Here is a 17933-nt window from a genome sequence, read left to right as displayed (position 1 = left end):
GTGCCCTCGCGCACTCCGTCCACCCCCTCGACGCGATCGCGCCCGCTGTTAGCCTGAGGAAGATCCCCGAGGAGGACCTGTGACCCAGGCCGATTTCGTCGTCGTCGCCAACCGACTGCCCGTCGATCGCACCCCCGATGGAGAGGGGTGGAGACGCTCGCCCGGCGGGCTGGTCACCGCCCTCGAACCCGTCATGCGTCGCGCCGGGGGCGCGTGGGTGGGGTGGGCCGGACAAGCCGACGCCACCGTGGAGCCCTTCGAATTCGAGGGCACGCACCTCGTTCCGGTGACCCTCTCGGCCGCCGACGTGCAGCTGTACTACGAGGGCTTCTCGAACGACACCATCTGGCCGCTCTACCACGACGTCATCGCCGCGCCGACGTACAAGCGCGCCTGGTGGGACGCCTACGTCAAGGTCAACGAGCGCTTCGCGAAAGCCGCGGCCGACGTCACCGCCGAGGGCGGGATCGTCTGGGTGCAGGACTATCAGCTGCAGCTCGTTCCGAAACTGCTGCGCGAGCTCCGCCCCGACCTCACCATCGGGTACTTCCACCACATCCCCTTTCCCGCCTACGGCCTGTACTCCCAGCTGCCGTGGCGCAAGCAGGTACTCGAAGGACTGCTCGGCGCCGACGTCATCGGCTTCCAACGGGTGGCCGACGCGGGCAACTTCGCCCGGGCGGTGCGGCGCCAGTTGCGGTACGAGACCAAGGCCAGCGGCATCCTGGTCCCGGACGCCTCGGGCGGCACGCGCGTGGCTCTCGCGAAGGCCTTCCCCATCTCGATCGACGCCGACTCGTACATCGAGCTGGCGCAGAAGCCCGAGATCCAGCAGCGGGCGAGAGAGATCCGCGAGGGACTCGGCAACCCGCGCAAGATCCTGCTCGGCGTCGACCGCCTCGACTACACCAAGGGCATCCGCCACCGCCTGAAGGCCTGGGGGGAGCTGCTCGAGGACGGCCGCGCGACGGTCGAAGACGCCACTCTCGTGCAGGTCGCGAGCCCCAGCCGCGAACGCGTCGACGCGTACATGCAGCTGCGCGACGAGATCGAGATGACGGTCGGTCGCATCAACGGCGACTACGACACCACGACCCACACCGCGATCCGCTACCTGCACCAGTCGTACCCGCGTGAAGAGATGGTGGCGCTGTTCCTCGCCGCCGACGTCATGCTGGTCACCGCGCTGCGCGACGGCATGAACCTCGTCGCCAAGGAGTACGTGGCCAGCCGCACCGACAACCGCGGAGTGCTGGTGCTGAGCGAGTTCGCGGGTGCCGCCGACGAGATGGGCAGCGCGCTGCTCATCAATCCGCACGACATCGACGGTCTGAAGGATCAGATCCTGCGAGCCATCGACATGCCGGCCGCCGAGCAGGGCCGCCGCATGCGCGCCCTGCGCAAGCGGGTGCGCGACCACGACGTCGAGGACTGGTCGCGCGAGTTCCTCGATGCGCTGTCCGTCTTCCACGAGAAGTCCTCCAGCGCCGCCGCGGCCGCCGAGGTCGGCGAGGACGACGACGGCTCGGTTCCCGAACGCGAGTCCATCGACGAGACGGATGCCGAGTGACCGCCGCCGACGCGGCGATCGAGGCCGTCGCCACGACCGACACCCTGCTGATCGCGCTCGACTTCGACGGCACCCTGTCGCCCCTGGTCGATGAGCCGATGTCGGCGCGGATGACTGCGGGTGCCCGCGCCGCGGTCGACGCCCTCGCCGCGCTGCCGGGCACCGTCGTCGCGCTCGTCTCAGGTCGTTCGCTGGGACACCTTCGCGAGATCTCCGAACACGACGACGCCTCGCCGATCTGGCTCGCCGGTTCGCACGGCGCACAGTTCTGGGTCCCCGGCGCGGGCATCGAGGCCGCAGGTGACGACGAGGCCGACCTCGCGCTGCGCGACCGCCTCCAGAGCGAGGTCGCCGACCGTACCGCCCGCATGCACGGTGTCTGGATCGAACCGAAGGAGTACGGCCTCGGCGTGCACACGCGCACCGCGGATGCCGACACCGCCGACGCCGCGCGATCGCTCGTCGACCAACTGCTCGCGGCGGAGGCGCCGTCGTGGCGTCGTCGCACCGGTCACGACATCCTCGAGTTCTCGTTCCGCCACGAGGGCAAGGACTCGGCCGTCGCGCACCTGCGCGCCCGGGTCGGTGCCACGGCCGTGCTCTTCGCCGGCGACGACGTCACCGATGAAGATGCGCTGAATTCGCTGGAAGCCGGTGACCTGGGCGTGCGCGTCGGCGGGGGAGAGACCGCCGCGACGCTTCGCGTGCCGGACATCGACGCTTTCGTGGCGGTACTGGAGGCCGTCGCCCGGCTGCGCCGATCGCACATCCGCTGAACAGTTGCCGGTTCGACCGGCTCCGTTCGCGTCACGCCCTCGGCGCGCGCAATAGACTTCGACAATGCCCGCACCGCAGAATCCGAACACCGGCGAGTTCGACATCAAGCCCCGCAGTCGCGTCGTCACCGACGGCATCGAAGCCACCACCTCTCGCGGAATGCTCCGCGCGGTCGGCATGGGCGACGAGGACTGGGACAAGCCCCAGATCGGCATCGCGTCGAGCTGGAACGAGATCACCCCCTGCAACCTCAGCCTCGATCGGCTCGCGCAGGGCGCGAAAGAGGGGGTGCACGCCGGCGGCGGGTACCCGCTGCAGTTCGGCACCATCTCCGTCTCCGACGGCATCTCGATGGGCCACGAGGGCATGCACTTCTCGCTCGTCTCGCGCGAGGTCATCGCCGACAGCGTCGAGACCGTCATGATGGCCGAGCGCCTCGACGGCTCCGTGCTGCTCGCGGGCTGCGACAAGTCGATTCCGGGCATGCTCATGGCATCCGCTCGACTCGATCTCTCGAGCGTCTTCCTCTACGCGGGGTCGATCGCGCCGGGCTGGGTCAAGCTCAGCGACGGCACCGAGAAGGACGTGACGATCATCGACTCGTTCGAGGCCGTGGGTGCATGCCTCGCGGGCAAGATGAGCGAGGCCGACCTCAAGCGCATCGAGTGCGCGATCGCCCCCGGTGAGGGCGCGTGCGGCGGCATGTACACGGCCAACACGATGGCCTCGGTCGCCGAGGCCCTGGGCCTCAGCCTTCCCGGTTCGGCTGCGCCGCCGTCGGCGGACCGCCGCCGCGACTACTTCGCGCACCGCTCGGGCGAGGCCGTGGTCAACCTGCTGCGCCAGGGCATCACCACGCGCGACATCCTCACCAAAGAGGCGTTCGAGAACGCCATCGCCCTCGCCATGGCGCTCGGCGGCTCGACCAACGTCGTGCTGCACCTGCTCGCCATCGCCAACGAGGCCGAGGTCGAGCTCAACCTGCACGACTTCAACCGCATCGGCGACCGCACGCCGCACGTGGCCGACATGAAGCCCTTCGGTCAGTACGTCATGAACGACGTCGACCGTCACGGCGGCATCCCCGTCATCATGAAGGCGATGCTCGACGAGGGCCTGCTCCACGGCGACGCGCTCACCGTCACGGGCAAGACGCTCGCCGAGAACCTCGCCGACCTCGCCCCCGACCCGGTCGACGGCAAGGTCATCCACTCGTTCGACAACCCGATCCACGCCACCGGCGGTATCACGATCCTCCACGGCTCGATGGCCCCCGAAGGTGCCGTGGTGAAGTCGGCCGGCTTCGACGGCAACGTCTTCGAGGGTCCCGCCCGCGTGTTCGAGCGCGAGCGCGGCGCGATGGACGCCCTCGAGGCGGGCGAGATCGTCGCCGGCGACGTCGTCGTCATCCGCTACGAGGGCCCCAAGGGCGGCCCCGGCATGCGCGAGATGCTCGCCATCACGGCCGCCATCAAGGGCGCGGGGCTCGGAAAAGATGTACTACTGTTGACGGACGGACGATTCTCAGGCGGCACAACCGGCCTGTGCATCGGCCACATAGCTCCCGAAGCGGTGGACGCAGGTCCCATCGCCTTCGTGCGCGATGGTGATCTGATACGGGTCGATATCGCCGCTCGCACTCTCGACTTGATCGTCGATGAGGCCGAGCTGAGTTCCCGCCGCGAAGGCTGGGAACCGCTCCCCCCGCGCTATACCCGTGGCGTTCTGGCCAAGTACTCCAAGCTCGTGCACTCCGCCGCGGAGGGCGCTGTCACGGGCTGACGGCCGTCCCCCTTTTCACCTTCTCCCGGTTCTCGAGGTACTCCCATGTCCATCGATTCCCCTACGGCGGCCATTCCCCGGCCGCCCGCCCGCACCGCTCCGGCGCCCGTGATGACGGGAGCACAGGCGGTCGTCCGATCGCTCGACCTGCTCGGCGTCACCGATGTGTTCGGCCTCCCGGGCGGCGCGATCATGCCTGTCTACGACCCGCTCATGGACGACGAGCACGTGCGCCACATCCTCGTGCGTCACGAGCAGGGCGCCGGCCACGCCGCCGAGGGCTACGCCGCCGCCTCGGGCAAGGTCGGCGTCGCCATCGCGACGTCCGGGCCCGGCGCGACCAACCTCGTCACCGCGATCGCCGACGCCTACATGGACTCGGTGCCGCTCGTCTGCATCACCGGCCAGGTGTTCTCGACCCTCATGGGAACGGACGCCTTCCAGGAGGCCGACATCGTCGGCATCACCATGCCGATCACCAAGCACTCCTTCCTGGTGAAGTCGGCCGACGAGATCCCCGGCGCGATCGCCGCGGCCTTCGAGATCGCCTCGACCGGTCGGCCCGGGCCCGTCCTCGTCGACATCACCAAGGACGCGCAGCAGGCCGAGGCGCCGTTCGTCTGGCCGCCGAAGATCGAGCTGCCCGGGTACCGCCCGGTGACCAAGGCGCACGGCAAGCAGATCCAGGCCGCGGCCCAGCTGCTCGCCACCGCGCAGAAGCCCGTGCTCTACGTGGGCGGCGGCGCGATCCGCTCCAACGCCTCCGCCGAGCTCAAGGTGCTCGCCGAGGCGACCGGGGCTCCCGTCGTCACGACGCTCATGGCGCGCGGGGCCTTCCCCGACTCCCACGAGCAGCACCTCGGCATGCCGGGCATGCACGGCACCGTGCCCGCGGTGCTGGCCCTTCAGGAGAGCGACCTGATCGTCTCGCTCGGTGCCCGGTTCGACGACCGCGTGACCGGTAAGGCGGCGCTGTTCGCCCCCCACGCGCAGGTGGTGCACGTCGACATCGACCCCGCCGAGATCTCCAAGATCCGCACGGCCGACGTCCCGATCGTGGGTGACCTGCGCGAGGTCCTCATCGACCTCGATGCCGCGTTCCGCGCCGCCGACGCCGAGCACCCGCACGACTACACCGAGTGGTGGACCTACCTGAACGGGCTCCGCGAGGAGTTCCCGCTCGGCTACACGCCCACCACCGACGGTCTGCTCTCGCCCCAGCACGTCATCCAGCGCATCGGGGAGATGACCGGACCCGAGGGCGTCTACGCCTCGGGCGTCGGCCAACACCAGATGTGGGCGGCGCAGTTCATCAAGTACGAGCGCCCCAACGCATGGCTGAACTCCGGCGGCGCCGGCACCATGGGCTATGCGGTTCCCGCGGCCATGGGCGCGAAGGTGGCCCAGCCCGAGCGCGCCGTGTGGGCCATCGACGGGGACGGCTGCTTCCAGATGACCAACCAGGAGCTCGCGACCTGCGTCATCAACGACATCCCGATCAAGGTCGCGATCATCAACAACTCCTCGCTCGGCATGGTGCGCCAGTGGCAGACGCTGTTCTTCGACGGCCGCCACTCCAACACCGACCTGAACACGGGGCACGGCACGCGCCGCGTCCCCGACTTCGTCAAGCTCGCCGAGGCCTACGGGTGCCTGGCGATCCGCGTTGAGAAGGAAGACGAGATCGACGCGGCCATCCAGCTCGCGCTCGACACGAACGACCGCCCGGTCGTGATCGACTTCGTCGTGAGCGCCGACGCGATGGTCTGGCCGATGGTCCCGCAGGGCGTCAGCAACAGCTACGTCCAGTACGCGCGCGACCACTCGCCCACGTTCAACGAGCAGGAGGACTGAGATGTCTCGTCACGTTCTGAGCCTCCTCGTCGAGGACAAGCCGGGTCTGCTCACGCGCGTCGCGGGCCTTTTCGCCCGTCGCGGCTTCAACATCGAGTCGCTCGCCGTGGGCGTGACCGAGGTGCCGGGTCTCTCGCGCATCACGGTCGTCGTCGACGTCGAGGGTCTCCCGCTCGAGCAGGTGACCAAGCAGCTGAACAAGCTGATCAACGTCATCAAGATCGTCGAGCTCGACGCCGCCAGCTCCGTGCAGCGCGAGCACGTGCTCGTCAAGGTGCGCGCCGACAACGCCAGCCGCTCCAACGTGCTCGAGGTCGTCAACCTCTTCCGCGCCTCGGTCGTCGACTACGCCCACGACGCCGTCGTGATCGAGATCACGGGCGACAAGGGCAAGGTCGATGCCTTCCTCAAGGCGATCGAGCCCTTCGGGGTGAAGGAGCTCGCGCAGTCGGGCCTTCTCGCCGTCGGCCGCGGTGGCAAGAGCATCACCGAGCGCGTTCTGCGCGGCTGAGAAATTCCCCAACTTCCACTCACCAGCGGCCCCTGAGCGGGGGCCACGATTCAAGGAGAAACATCCTCATGGCAGAGATCTTCTACGACGACGACGCCGACCTCTCGATCATCCAGGGCAAGAAGGTCGCGATCGTCGGCTACGGCTCGCAGGGTCACGCGCACGCGCAGAACCTCCGCGACTCCGGCGTCGAGGTCGTCATCGCGCTCAAGGACGGCTCGAAGTCGGCCGCCAAGGCGCAGGAAGACGGCTTCGAGGTCAAGAACGTCGCCGACGCCGCCGAGTGGGCCGATCTCATCATGATCCTGGCGCCCGACCAGCACCAGCGTTCGATCTTCGCCGACTCGATCAAGGACAAGCTCACCGAGGGCAAGACGCTCGCCTTCGCGCACGGCTTCAACATCCGCTTCGGCTACATCGACGCTCCCGAGGGTGTCGACGTCATCCTCGTCGCTCCCAAGGCCCCCGGTCACACCGTGCGTCGCGAGTACGTCGCGGGCCGCGGCATCCCCGACATCATCGCCGTCGAGCGCGACGCCTCGGGCTCGGCCTGGGACACCGCCCTCTCGTACGCGAAGGCGATCGGCGGCACCCGCGCGGGCGTCATCAAGACGACGTTCACCGAAGAGACCGAGACCGACCTGTTCGGCGAGCAGGCCGTGCTCTGCGGTGGCATGAGCCACCTCGTCCAGGCGGGCTTCGAGACCCTGGTCGAGGCCGGATACCAGCCCCAGATCGCGTACTTCGAGGTGCTGCACGAGCTCAAGCTCATCGTCGACCTGATGTGGGAGGGCGGCATCGCCAAGCAGCGCTGGTCGATCTCCGACACCGCCGAGTACGGCGACTACGTCTCGGGCCCCCGCGTCATCTCGTCCGACGTGAAGGCCAGCATGAAGGCCGTCCTCTCCGACATCCAGTCGGGGGCGTTCGCCGAGCGCTTCATCGCCGACCAGGACAAGGGCGCGCCCGAGTTCCTCGAGCTCCGCGAGAAGGAGCAGGGTCACCCGATCGAGGCGACCGGTAAGGAGCTGCGCGGTCTGTTCGCGTGGAAGCAGCAGGACACCGACTACGTCGAAGGCTCGGCCGCGCGCTGAGTTCCTCGTCTTCGAACGCCCCGGGATCTCACGATCCCGGGGCGTTCGCCTTTTCCGCGGCGCCGTTCGGATCCGGATGCCGCGGACCCCGGTGACCGGCGGGGCGCGACCCGGTCGCGGGGGAGCGCCGCTAGCGTGGTCGCGTGAGCACTCCGCGCGATGACGACGCCCTGTCCTGGGGCGGTGACGACGACCCCACCCTCGACGTCGGTGAGAAACATGCGCCGACGCGTCCCGCCGGCGGTGAGCCGCGGGTCGAAGCCGAGCCCCTCGAGCCTCTGCAGCCCGAAGCGCCTGCTGCGGCCCCGGTCACCCGGCATCCCGAGCCTGCTCCTTCCGAGCCGACCGCCGTCGAGGCGACCGAGGACGAGGACCCGGATGCCGCGCACGCGGCACCCCTCGGAAACGTGGGCCTCGTCGGGATCGGCATGGTCGCGGCGACCTTCCTGCTGTTCGCGATCGGGTGGCTGCTCGCGGGATTGCGCTTGAACGGACTGGGGCTTCCCATCCCGTCGGTGACGGTGATCGCGCTCACCATCGGCGCGGCTCTCGCGCCCGTCGTCTGGTTCGTCGCCGTGCTCGCGCTGACGCGCAGCTGGCGCACGTGGCAGCGCTTCCTGCTGCTGATCGTCGGTATCGTGCTGCTCGTTCCCTGGCCGTTCCTGTCGTTGGGAGCCTTCGCATGAGCACTGCCGCCCGTACCCGCCACCTGCCGACCTGGCTGCTCGTGGCCATCTCCGGTCTCTTCGGTCTCTTCTACGCCTACGTCGTGTGGAGTTCGGTCGCCCTGCTCGTCCAGCAGGTCAACGGCCCGCTCGGGCTCAACGGCCTGGGCTGGTTCGTGTACATCCTGCCGATCGTGTTCCCGCTCCTCGCCTTCGGTATCGCCTTCGCGATCGGCCAGCGCCGTAAGGCGGGGGAGCTCGCCATCGCTCTGCTCGCGGGGCTGACGCTGTCGGCGGCGTTCTGGCTCGCCGTCGTGGGCTACGGCACGACCTCGTACGGGCTGTACGGCGGCTGATCCGCGGGGGTCGCGGCATCCGGGATCCGGTGCCCAACGGGCGCGCGTCGCCTCAGGTCGCTGGTCTCTTCTGGTCGCGAGACTGCATCTCGCTGACATCTGCGTGTCAGGCTGACGCGGGTTTGTCAGTGAGTTGCCCGTTCGCGCTCTCGGTTGCCGCGGGTGTCGGGCGCGCCGTCGTCCGCCGTCACACGGTCGGGGGCGCCCTCGCCCCCGCGCTAGGCTGACAGACGGCCCGCACGGGTCGCGCGCCCGGTTCGCGCCGGTGATGTGCGACGGTGCGCGGCAGCCCCCAGCACCGTTTCGAAGGACGCATCCGTGACGAAGCCCGTCGTGCTCATCGCCGAAGAACTCTCTCCCGCCACGATCGACGCGCTCGGCCCCGACTTCGACGTGCGCAGCGTCGACGGGACCGATCGCCCCGCATTGCTCTCGGCCCTGGCCGAGGCGCACGCGGTTCTCGTGCGCTCGGCCACCCAGATCGATGCCGAGGCCCTCGCGGCCGCGCCGTCTCTCAAGGTCGTCGCTCGCGCCGGTGTCGGCCTCGACAACGTCGACATCAAGTCGGCCACCGCGGCCGGCGTCATGGTCGTCAACGCGCCGACCTCGAACATCATCTCGGCGGCCGAGCTCACCGTCGGGCACGTGCTGAGCCTCGCTCGCCGCATCCCCGCGGCGCACGCCTCGCTCGCCCAGGGCCTCTGGAAGCGCAGCTCCTTCACCGGCACCGAGCTGTTCGAGAAGACCGTCGGCATCATCGGCCTCGGCCGCATCGGTGCACTCATCGCGGCGCGCCTGCAGGGCTTCGACATGCGTGTCATCGCGTACGACCCCTACGTCACCGCCGCTCGGGCGCAGCAGCTCGGCGTGCAGCTCGTCTCACTCGACGAACTGCTCGAGCAGAGCGACTTCGTCACGATCCACATGCCGAAGACGCCCGAGACGACCGGCATGATCGGTGCCGAGCAGCTGCGCCGCATGAAGAAGACCGCGTACGTCATCAACGTCGCGCGCGGAGGTCTCATCGACGAGGAGGCGCTCTTCGAGGCGCTCACCGGCGGCGAGATCGCCGGAGCGGGTCTCGACGTGTTCTCGACCGAGCCCCCGGCCGAGGGCGGCCCCGCGCGCAAGCTCCTCGACCTCCCCAACGTCGTGGTCACTCCGCACCTCGGCGCGAGCACCGAGGAGGCGCAGGAGAAGGCCGGCGTCTCGGTCGCGCGCTCGGTCAAGCTGGCGCTCGAGGGAGACCTCGTTCCGGATGCCGTGAACGTCGCCGGTGGCGCGATCGACCCGTTCGTTCGCCCCGGTATCGCGCTCGTCGAGATGCTCGGACAGTTCTTCAGCGGTCTCGCCGACAGCGCTCTCACGAGCCTCGACATCGAGGTGCGCGGAGAGCTCGCGCAGTACGACGTGAGCGTCTACCGTCTCGCCGCGCTCAAGGGGTACTTCAGCCGTATCGTCAGCGAGAGCGTGTCGTACGTCAACGCCCCGCTGTTTGCCGAGCAGCGCGGTGTCGAGGCGCGCCTGGTCGTCGAGGCCGAGAGCCCGCTGTACCGCAACATCACGATCCTCCGCGGCACGCTGGCCGACGGGTCGACCCTCGAGGTCGCGGGCACGCTCGCCGGCACGCGGATGGTGCCGAAGGTCGTCTCGATCAACGGCTACGAGATCGAGGTGCCCATCGAGCAGCACCACGTCGTCATGCGCTACGCCGATCGCCCCGGCATCGTCGCCATCTACGGCCAGAAGCTGGGCGAGGCCGGCATCAACATCGCGGGTCTCCAGGTGGCGGCTCCGGATGCCACGGGCCGGGCGCTCTCGGTGCTCACCGTCGATTCGCCCGTCCCCGACGAGATCCTCGGCGCGATGCGCGAGGCGGTCGGCGCCGACCTGTTCCGCCAGATCGACATCGTCGAGGGCTGAGGGTCCGATCGTTCGGGGAGGGGGTCGCTTCGGCGGCCCCCTCCTTCGGCGTTCTGGGCGGGCGCGTCGGAGATTCAGGGCCCCCGCAAAACCGAGGGGTTCACACTGCGCGAGTGGCCCTCGTCCTTCGCGTCGTCTCCGCCGGTTTCGGCATCCTGTTCCTCGTCGCGGGGGTGGCCGATGTCGTGCGTCGCACTCCGTGGGGGTTTCTCGGCGTGATCGGGGGAGTGCTGATCCTGCTCGGGGTCGTCATCGACCTGCGGCGTGAGCGCCGGGAGCGTCGCAGCGCGCGCGAGAGGGCGCGGGGGGACCTCTAGGTCGCCGAGGCGACGACTCGGGCGATCAGTGCGTCGAGGTCCGCTCCTTCGAGTGCCGGACCGGCGACCGCGTTCAGATCGAGAACGGCGTTGAAGTACAGGCCGTCGCTCACCAGCAGCACCATCTGCAGCGCCGTCTCGTCGCGGGTGTGTGCGCGAAGGCTCTCTTCCCAGAGCTCTCGAACTCGTCGGAGGGATGCCGAGGCGGCATCGCTGCCGTTCTGCGCGAGGCGTGACACCGCGAGGATCGTCAGGTCGAGGGGGGAGCCGGTGTTCTGCGACGAGCGCAGGTGCGCCGCGACGACGCCCTCGTTCGACCTCTCGATTTCGTCGACGTCTTCCTCGGCGAGCCGCTCGAGCCGCTCCACGAGCGCCGCCTCGAGAGCAATCTTCGAACTGAAGTGATAGAGCAGACCACCCTTCGACACCCCGGCTGCGCGAGCGGTGGCATCCATCGTCGCGGCGCGCTCGCCCTCGTCGACGAGGATGCGGCTGAAGGCGTCGAGGACGGCTTCGCGGGCGAGAGGGGGGCGGCTCATGACTCCTCGATCGTAGTGGCGGGCGCCGGGTTCACTCTGTTACTATACCGGCTGGACGGTTAAGAAAGGGATTCGCGCATGCTCACCTCGTCGTTGCCCACCTCGGAGATCACCGTGGCTCGCGCCGGGTGGCGTGGATGGTTCGCACTGACGGTGCTCATGCTTCCCGTGTTGCTCGTCTCGGTCGACAACACGGTCCTGAGCTTCGCGTTGCCCGAGATCGCGCTGTCTCTGCGCCCCTCGAGCATCGAACAGCTGTGGATCATCGACGTCTACCCGCTCGTGCTCGCCGGGCTTCTCGTGACCATGGGCACCCTGGGCGACCGCTTCGGACGTCGCCGCATGCTGTTGATCGGGGCGACCGGCTTCGCGGCCGTGTCCGCGCTGTCGGCGTTCGCGCCCACCGCGGCCCTGCTGATCACGGGCCGCGCGCTCATGGGTGTTTTCGGCGCCATGCTCATGCCGTCGACCCTCTCGTTGCTGCGGAGCATCTTCCGCGACCGTGACCAGCGTCGGATCGCGATCGCCGTCTGGGCCTCTGGTTTCTCGGCGGGAGCGGCCCTGGGCCCCATCGTCGGCGGCTTCCTGCTCGAGCACTTCACGTGGGGTTCCGTCTTCCTCATGGCTGTTCCCGTACTCGTACCGCTCCTCGTCCTCGCCCCGTTCTTCGTGCCCGAGAGCCGCGACCCGAAGCCGGGTCGGTTCGACCCCCTCAGCGTCGTCCTCTCGCTCGCGACCATGGTGCCGATCGTCTACGGCATCAAGAAGCTCGCCGTCGACGGTCCGATGTCGCTGGCCCCGGTGCTCTTCGTCCTCGGAGTGGTCTTCGGGTGGTTGTTCGTCCGCCGCCAGCGCCGCTTGGCGACGCCCATGCTCGACATGACACTGTTCCGCCAGGGCACGTTCTCGGGTGCGATCCTGGTCAACCTGCTCAGCGTCGTGGGCCTGGTCGGCTTCCTCTACTTCGTCGCCCAGCACCTGCAGCTGGTGGTCGGCCTCTCGCCGATGGTCGCGGGCTTCGCCCTGTTGCCCGGTCTCGTGCTCATGATCATCGCGGGGCTCGTGGTGGTCCCCGTGGCCAAGCGCTTCGCGCCGCGGATCGTCGTGCCCGTCGCTCTGTCGTTCTCGGTCGTCGCGTACATCATGGTCGCCCTCTCGACGTCCGACCTGACGCTGTTGATCGTCGCCTTCGCGCTGCTGGGTGTCGGCATCGGCGCCGCCGAGACCGTCTCGAACGAGCTGATCCTCTCCAGTGCCCCCTCGGCGAAGGCGGGTGCGGCCAGCGCGGTCTCCGAGACCGCCTACGAGGTCGGCGCCGTCCTCGGCACCGCCGTGCTCGGCGGCATCCTCGCCGCGTTCTACCGGGCGCAGCTCGTTCTGCCCGCAGGGCTTCCGGATGCCGCGGCTCACGCTGCCCGCGAGACCCTCGCCGGAGCGGTCTCCGTCGCCGACACCCTCGACGACGTCGCGCTGGCCGAGGCCCTGCGCGCCGCCGCCGCACACGCCTTCGACTCGGGCGTCGTCGTCACCGCCCTCATCGGCGCGGCGCTGATCGTCGTGGCCGCGGTCGTCGCTGCCACTACCCTGGGAGGATCCCGCAGCGCGTCGAAGAAGTGACGTGCCCGAGCTCTGAGGAGAGCGATGTCGCGTGTCGTGAAGCTGGCCGTCATCCCCGGTGACGGCATCGGTCCCGAGGTCGTCACCGAGGCCGTGAAGGTGCTCGACGCCGTCACCGCCGGATCCGACGTGTCGTTCGACAAGACGCCGTTCTCGCTGGGGGCCGGCCGCTTCCTCGAGACCGGAGACACTCTCACCGACGACGACCTCGCCGCGATCGCCGCACACGACGCGATCCTGCTCGGCGCCGTCGGGGGAGTGCCCGGCGACCCCCGCCTGAAAGATGCGAACATCGAGCGCGGCCTGCTGCTCAAACTCCGCTTCGAGCTCGACCACTACGTCAACCTGCGCCCGTCGAAGCTCTACCCGGGGGCCACCGGCCCGCTTGCGGAGCCGGGCGAGATCGACTTCGTCGTGGTGCGCGAAGGAACGGAAGGGCCGTACGTCGGCAACGGCGGATCTATCCGCCGCGGCACGCCCCACGAGGTCGCGAACGAGACCTCGGTCAACACCGCCTACGGCGTCGAGCGCGTGGTCCGCTACGCCTTCGCTCTCGCCGAGCGCCGCCGCCACAAGCTCACGCTCGTGCACAAGACGAATGTGCTCGTGCACGCGGGTGGCATGTGGAAGCGGATCGTGGATGCCGTGGCATCCGAGTTCCCCGGGGTCGACGTAGACTACCTGCACGTCGACGCGGCAACCATCTTCCTGGTCACGAACCCGAGCCGCTTCGACGTGATCGTCACCGACAACCTCTTCGGCGACATCCTGACCGACCTGGCCGGCGCCGTCACCGGTGGCATCGGCCTCGCCGCTTCGGGCAACATCAACCCCGACGGCGCGTTCCCCTCGATGTTCGAGCCCGTGCACGGTTCGGCGCCCGACATCGCGGGAAGCCAGAAGGCCGACCCCACGGCCGCGATCCTCTCCGTCGCCCTCCTGCTCGACCACCTCGGGCTCACCGACGAGGCCGCCCGCGTGACCCGCGCGGTCGAGGACGACATCGCCAGCCGCGACGGGGTCCGCACCACCGCCCAGATCGGCGACGCCATCGCCGAGCGCGTCCAGGCGTAACCTGGACCGATCGGCGAGCATCGCCTCCGGCACTCGAGAAGCTTTGGACAACGAATGACCACCATCGACACCGATCCCGACACCGGACTCGAGCCCCTCGAGTTCTCGGTCACGCGCAACCTCGCCGCCAAGAACGCGGCCGACCGCGACGCGATCCTCGCCAACCCCCGGCTTCGGGCAGAGCTTCACCGACCACATGGTCGACATCTGCTGGTCGGTTCGCGGCGGCTGGCACCGCCCGCGCGTCTCGCCCTACGGCCCGATCTCGCTCGACCCGGCCGCCGCGGTCCTGCACTACGGCCAGGAGATCTTCGAGGGCATCAAGGCCTATCGCCACGCCGACGGCTCGGTGCATACCTTCCGCCCCGACCAGAACGGGCGCCGCCTGCAGCGCTCCGCGCGACGACTCGCCCTTCCCGAGCTGCCGGTGCCGTACTTCCTGCAGTCGCTGAAGGAGCTCATCGCCGTCGACGGCGCGTGGGTTCCCTCGGGTGAGGACCAGAGCCTGTACCTGCGTCCGTTCATGTTCGCGAAAGAGGCGTTCCTCGGGGTCCGCCCCGCGCACAAGGTCGCCTACTACCTGATCGCCAGCCCCGCGGGCGCGTATTTCAAGGGTGGCGTGAAGCCCGTCTCGATCTGGCTCAGCGAGGACTACTCGCGCGCCGGCAAGGGTGGCACGGGCGCGGCCAAGACCGGCGGCAACTACGCCGCCAGCCTGCTGCCGCAGTCGGAGGCCTACGAGAACGAGTGCGATCAGGTCGTCTTCCTCGACCAAGACCGCAATGTCGAGGAGCTCGGCGGTATGAACGTCGTGTTCGTCTACAAGGACGGCACGATCGTGACCCCGCAGTCCGACTCGATCCTCGAGGGGATCACGCGCGACTCGCTCCTGCAGCTCGCTCGCGACCGCGGTCACCACGTCGTGGGCCGCAACGTCTCGCTGGACGAGTGGCGCCAGGGAGTGGCATCCGGAGACATCGTCGAGGTGTTCGCGTGCGGCACCGCCGCGGTCGTCACCCCGATCGGCGTGCTCAAGGGTCGCGACTTCATCGACGAGCAGCCCACCGGCACGCTCGCGCTCGAACTGCGCGAGGAACTCACGAACATCCAGTACGGCCGCGCCGAAGACAAGCACGGCTGGCTGTACCGCCTCGACGCGTAAGCGTCGCGCGCACTGAGGGGCTCCCGTATACCCGGGGGCCCCTCCGTCGTCTCCGCTCACCGTCCGCGACCGCGTGCGGTGGGGCCCTGTACCGGCAAGCGTGTAGAAACGCGCTCCGCGCTCATAAACGCGTGGTGCGCGTGTTTCTGAGCGCGGATCGCGTTTATGCCCGGGGTGGCGGGGGAGCGGCCTCGGGTTCCACGCATAAACGCGATCTCCGACGGGAAACGCGTGGTGCGCGTGTTTCTGAGCGCGGAGCGCGTTTATGCGTGGGGTGGCGGGACGCGGTGTTGTGCCTGGGGTGGCGGGGCGCGGGGTTGTGCCTGGGGTGGTGGGACGCGGTGTGGTGCCCGAGGTAGCGGGCTCCGGCGCGGGTGTCGTGCGCCGAGCGTGGCGGCGGCGGGGGAGCGGCCTCGGGTTCCACTCATAAACGCGATCTGCGACGGGAAACGCGTGGTGCGCGCGTTTCTGCGCGCGGATCGCGTTTATGCGTGGGTGAGCGGCGTCACGCCGGGCGCGCGTGCGGCGGCCGAGCGCGAGTGAGGCCTCGGCGGACCCGGTGCGATGTCGGGGGCCGCGGATAGGCTGGCTCCGTGAAGATCGCTCGATTCAGCTATCAGGATGCCATTCGCTACGGAATCGTCGACGAGGGCGAGCTCGTGGTCCTCGCCGGAGACCCGATGTTCGCCGGGTTCGACACGACGGGCGAGCGCGTGCCTCTGGCCGACGTGGTCCTGCTCGCGCCGGTAATCCCGCGTTCGAAGGTCGTCTGCATCGGCAAGAACTACCACGATCACGCCGCGGAGATGGGCGGCGAGGCGCCGGCCGAACCGCTGATGTTCCTCAAGCCGAACACGTCGGTTGTCGGCCCGGACGACGTCATCGTGCGCCCCACGAGCCTGAGCTCGCACACCGACTACGAGGGCGAGCTCGCCGTCGTGATCGGCCGCATCGCGAAGAACGTCCCCGCCGAGCGCGCGAGCGACTACATCTTCGGCTACACGGTCGCCAACGACATCACGGCACGCGATCTGCAGCGCACCGACGGCCAATGGTCGCGCGCAAAGGGCTTCGACACCTTCTGCCCCGTGGGGCCGGTGATCGAGACCGACCTCGACCTCGACGCGGCCCGGATCACGACGCGCGTCAACGGCGAGGTGCGTCAACAGGGTCCGGTCTCCGACATGATCCACGGCATCGGCGCGCTCGTCGCCTACGCCTCCGCGGTGTTCACGCTCCTCCCCGGCGACCTCATCCTCACGGGCACGCCGGCCGGCGTCGGTCCGTTCGAAGCGGGCGACACCGTAGAGGTCGAGGTGAGTGGCATCGGCATCCTGCGCAATACGGCGCGCGATGCCTGATTCCCGCGTGGCGGCGGGGGCGGTGCTCACCGAGCGCGACCTCGCCGTCACGCAGCGCCGCACGGTCCGCGTGCTGGCAGCGGGGCAGGTGCTCACGGGCGTCGCCTTCGGGGCGACCCTCTCGCTCGGAGCGCTCCTCGCCGCCGACCTGTCGGGGCAGGAGGCCCTTTCGGGCCTGGCCACGGCCTCGGTCACGTTGGGTGCGGCCCTCACAGCGATCCCGCTCGCCCGGCTGGCCGGTCGTCGAGGCCGCCGGGTGGCGCTCACCACGGGCAACGTCGCGGCCCTGGTCGGCATCGCCGTGGTCATCGCGGCCGCCGCACTCCGGCTCTTCCCCCTGCTGCTGGTGGGGATCGCGCTCATCGGCGCGGGGAACGCCGCGACCCTGCAGTCGCGTTTCGCCGCCACCGACCTCGCCCGCACCGCCCGCCGCGGGCGTGACCTGGCCACGGTGGTCTGGGCCACCACGATCGGCGGAGTGGTCGGCCCCCTGTTGCTCGCGCCCGGCGAGCTCATCGGAGCCAGCGTCGGGATGCCGCGCCTGACCGGCGCCTACCTCTTCTCGTTCGCCGCCCAGGTCTGCGCCTTCGCGTTGTACGTGCTCGTCCTGCGGCCCGACCCGCTGTTGCTGGCCCAACGTCTGGAACGGGACGCCTCGGCATCCGTCACCGCTTCCGCACCGCAGGCGGATCGACCGGGTCTCGCGCGCTTCGCGATACTGGCCGTCGCGGCGTCGCACGTGACCATGGCCTCGGTCATGGCGATGACTCCGGTGCACCTCTCGCACATCGTCGCTCCGGATGCCGTGACCTTCGCCGTCGGCATCACGATCGCCGCACACGTGTTCGGGATGTACGGCCTCTCACCCGTGTTCGGCGCTCTGGCCGATCGTCTCGGACGCATCGGCGTGATCGTCCTCGGTCAGGTGCTGCTCGCGGCGTCGCTGGCGGTTGCGGCGACCCTGCCCGACTCGCAGGCCGGTGTGCTCGTCGCCCTCGTGCTGCTCGGCCTCGGGTGGAGCGCGGCGACCGTCTCGGGATCGGCGCTGCTCACCGAGGCGACGCCTCTCGCGCTTCGCCCGCGCCGCCAGGGCCGCAGCGACACGCTCATGACGGCCTGTGCGGCCGTCGGCTCGGTGCTGGCGGGCCTGGTCCTCGGGGCGGTCGGCTACGACGGTCTGGCGCTCTGGGCGCTGGTGCCGGTCACCGCCGTCTGCGTGGGCGCGGTCGTGGTCGGCAGAAGCCGCGCCTCGGCATGAGCCTCGCGGAGAAGCCGGCGGTTCCGCGCAGGGCTGCTGCCGGCGCCCCTCGCCGACGGCGGCCCGGGACGGG

At 69.5% G+C, this 17933-nt stretch carries 15 protein-coding genes and 1 pseudogene; 15 read left to right on the top strand and 1 reads right to left on the bottom strand.

Annotation, left to right across the window (positions count from 1 at the left end):
- Positions 1-79: 79 nt before the first annotated feature.
- The 10 genes from otsA to QE416_RS14545 all read left to right on the top strand — a co-directional run bounded on the left by otsA (position 80) and on the right by QE416_RS14545 (position 10849).
- A complete protein-coding gene (gene otsA / locus QE416_RS14590) occupies positions 80-1570 on the top strand; it encodes an alpha,alpha-trehalose-phosphate synthase (UDP-forming) (protein ID WP_267787051.1) in 1491 nt (496 codons plus the stop codon).
- Positions 1567-2346, top strand: coding sequence for a trehalose-phosphatase (gene otsB / locus QE416_RS14585; protein WP_267787052.1), 780 nt, complete (start codon positions 1567-1569; stop codon positions 2344-2346). The genes otsA and otsB overlap by 4 nt, the downstream gene beginning before the upstream one ends.
- Positions 2347-2410: 64 nt before the next feature.
- On the top strand, positions 2411-4129 hold the full coding sequence (gene ilvD, locus QE416_RS14580; protein ID WP_210074548.1) for a dihydroxy-acid dehydratase: 1719 nt from the start codon (positions 2411-2413) through the stop codon (positions 4127-4129).
- Positions 4130-4174: 45 nt separating this feature from the next.
- Positions 4175-5983: an acetolactate synthase large subunit gene (locus tag QE416_RS14575; protein WP_210074551.1), complete on the top strand. Its 1809-nt coding sequence runs from the start codon at positions 4175-4177 to the stop codon at positions 5981-5983.
- 1 nt (position 5984) lies between these two features.
- Entirely contained in the window at positions 5985-6494 is a 510-nt protein-coding gene (gene ilvN, locus QE416_RS14570) for an acetolactate synthase small subunit (protein WP_150957382.1), read from the top strand.
- A gap of 68 nt (positions 6495-6562) precedes the next feature.
- Entirely contained in the window at positions 6563-7588 is a 1026-nt protein-coding gene (ilvC, locus tag QE416_RS14565; protein ID WP_056230637.1) for a ketol-acid reductoisomerase, read from the top strand.
- A 143-nt stretch (positions 7589-7731) separates the two neighbouring features.
- Positions 7732-8274, top strand: coding sequence for a DNA polymerase III subunit gamma/tau (locus tag QE416_RS14560; RefSeq protein WP_307317227.1), 543 nt, complete (start codon positions 7732-7734; stop codon positions 8272-8274).
- A complete protein-coding gene (locus QE416_RS14555) occupies positions 8271-8609 on the top strand; it encodes a bacitracin resistance protein (protein WP_267787059.1) in 339 nt (112 codons plus the stop codon). The genes QE416_RS14560 and QE416_RS14555 overlap by 4 nt, the downstream gene beginning before the upstream one ends.
- Positions 8610-8927: 318 nt before the next feature.
- Positions 8928-10532 carry a phosphoglycerate dehydrogenase gene (serA, locus tag QE416_RS14550; RefSeq protein WP_307317223.1) on the top strand — a complete coding sequence of 535 codons (1605 nt, stop codon included), beginning with the start codon at positions 8928-8930 and terminating at the stop codon, positions 10530-10532.
- A gap of 113 nt (positions 10533-10645) precedes the next feature.
- Positions 10646-10849, top strand: coding sequence for a hypothetical protein (locus tag QE416_RS14545; protein WP_210074559.1), 204 nt, complete (start codon positions 10646-10648; stop codon positions 10847-10849).
- On the opposite strand, the gene QE416_RS14540 is transcribed toward QE416_RS14545, so the two are convergent.
- Positions 10846-11388: a TetR/AcrR family transcriptional regulator gene (locus QE416_RS14540; protein WP_307317219.1), complete on the bottom strand. Its 543-nt coding sequence runs from the start codon at positions 11386-11388 to the stop codon at positions 10846-10848. The genes QE416_RS14545 and QE416_RS14540 overlap by 4 nt on opposite strands.
- Positions 11389-11466: 78 nt before the next feature.
- Here QE416_RS14540 and QE416_RS14535 point away from each other — a divergent pair, with 78 nt between their 5' ends.
- The 5 genes and pseudogenes from QE416_RS14535 to QE416_RS14515 all read left to right on the top strand — a co-directional run bounded on the left by QE416_RS14535 (position 11467) and on the right by QE416_RS14515 (position 17860).
- Complete coding sequence (locus QE416_RS14535; protein WP_307317217.1) at positions 11467-13005, top strand: MFS transporter; 1539 nt, start codon at positions 11467-11469, stop codon at positions 13003-13005.
- A 24-nt stretch (positions 13006-13029) separates the two neighbouring features.
- Entirely contained in the window at positions 13030-14079 is a 1050-nt protein-coding gene (locus QE416_RS14530; protein WP_307317215.1) for a 3-isopropylmalate dehydrogenase, read from the top strand.
- Positions 14080-14133: 54 nt separating this feature from the next.
- Positions 14134-15241, top strand: a pseudogene (locus tag QE416_RS14525) (branched-chain amino acid aminotransferase).
- A 593-nt stretch (positions 15242-15834) separates the two neighbouring features.
- Positions 15835-16602, top strand: a complete 768-nt coding sequence (locus QE416_RS14520) for a fumarylacetoacetate hydrolase family protein (RefSeq protein WP_307317213.1) — start codon at positions 15835-15837, stop codon at positions 16600-16602.
- A complete protein-coding gene (locus tag QE416_RS14515) occupies positions 16595-17860 on the top strand; it encodes an MFS transporter (RefSeq protein ID WP_307317211.1) in 1266 nt (421 codons plus the stop codon). Before QE416_RS14520 ends, QE416_RS14515 begins: the two co-directional genes overlap by 8 nt.
- Positions 17861-17933 lie beyond the last annotated feature (73 nt).

Origin of the sequence: Microbacterium sp. SORGH_AS_0421 (assembly GCF_030818635.1) — a bacterium.
Taxonomy (GTDB): Bacteria; Actinomycetota; Actinomycetes; order Actinomycetales; family Microbacteriaceae; genus Microbacterium.
This window is presented reverse-complemented; position numbering and strand designations above follow the sequence as displayed.

Coding starts and splice junctions, on each gene's coding strand:
- ilvD (WP_210074548.1), top strand. CDS start 2,411: ATGCCCGCACCGCAGAATCCGAACACCGGCGAGTTCGACATCAAGCCC.
- QE416_RS14575 (WP_210074551.1), top strand. CDS start 4,175: ATGTCCATCGATTCCCCTACGGCGGCCATTCCCCGGCCGCCCGCCCGC.
- ilvN (WP_150957382.1), top strand. CDS start 5,985: ATGTCTCGTCACGTTCTGAGCCTCCTCGTCGAGGACAAGCCGGGTCTG.
- ilvC (WP_056230637.1), top strand. CDS start 6,563: ATGGCAGAGATCTTCTACGACGACGACGCCGACCTCTCGATCATCCAG.
- QE416_RS14555 (WP_267787059.1), top strand. CDS start 8,271: ATGAGCACTGCCGCCCGTACCCGCCACCTGCCGACCTGGCTGCTCGTG.
- QE416_RS14540 (WP_307317219.1), bottom strand. CDS start 11,388: ATGAGCCGCCCCCCTCTCGCCCGCGAAGCCGTCCTCGACGCCTTCAGC.
- QE416_RS14535 (WP_307317217.1), top strand. CDS start 11,467: ATGCTCACCTCGTCGTTGCCCACCTCGGAGATCACCGTGGCTCGCGCC.
- QE416_RS14530 (WP_307317215.1), top strand. CDS start 13,030: ATGTCGCGTGTCGTGAAGCTGGCCGTCATCCCCGGTGACGGCATCGGT.
- QE416_RS14515 (WP_307317211.1), top strand. CDS start 16,595: ATGCCTGATTCCCGCGTGGCGGCGGGGGCGGTGCTCACCGAGCGCGAC.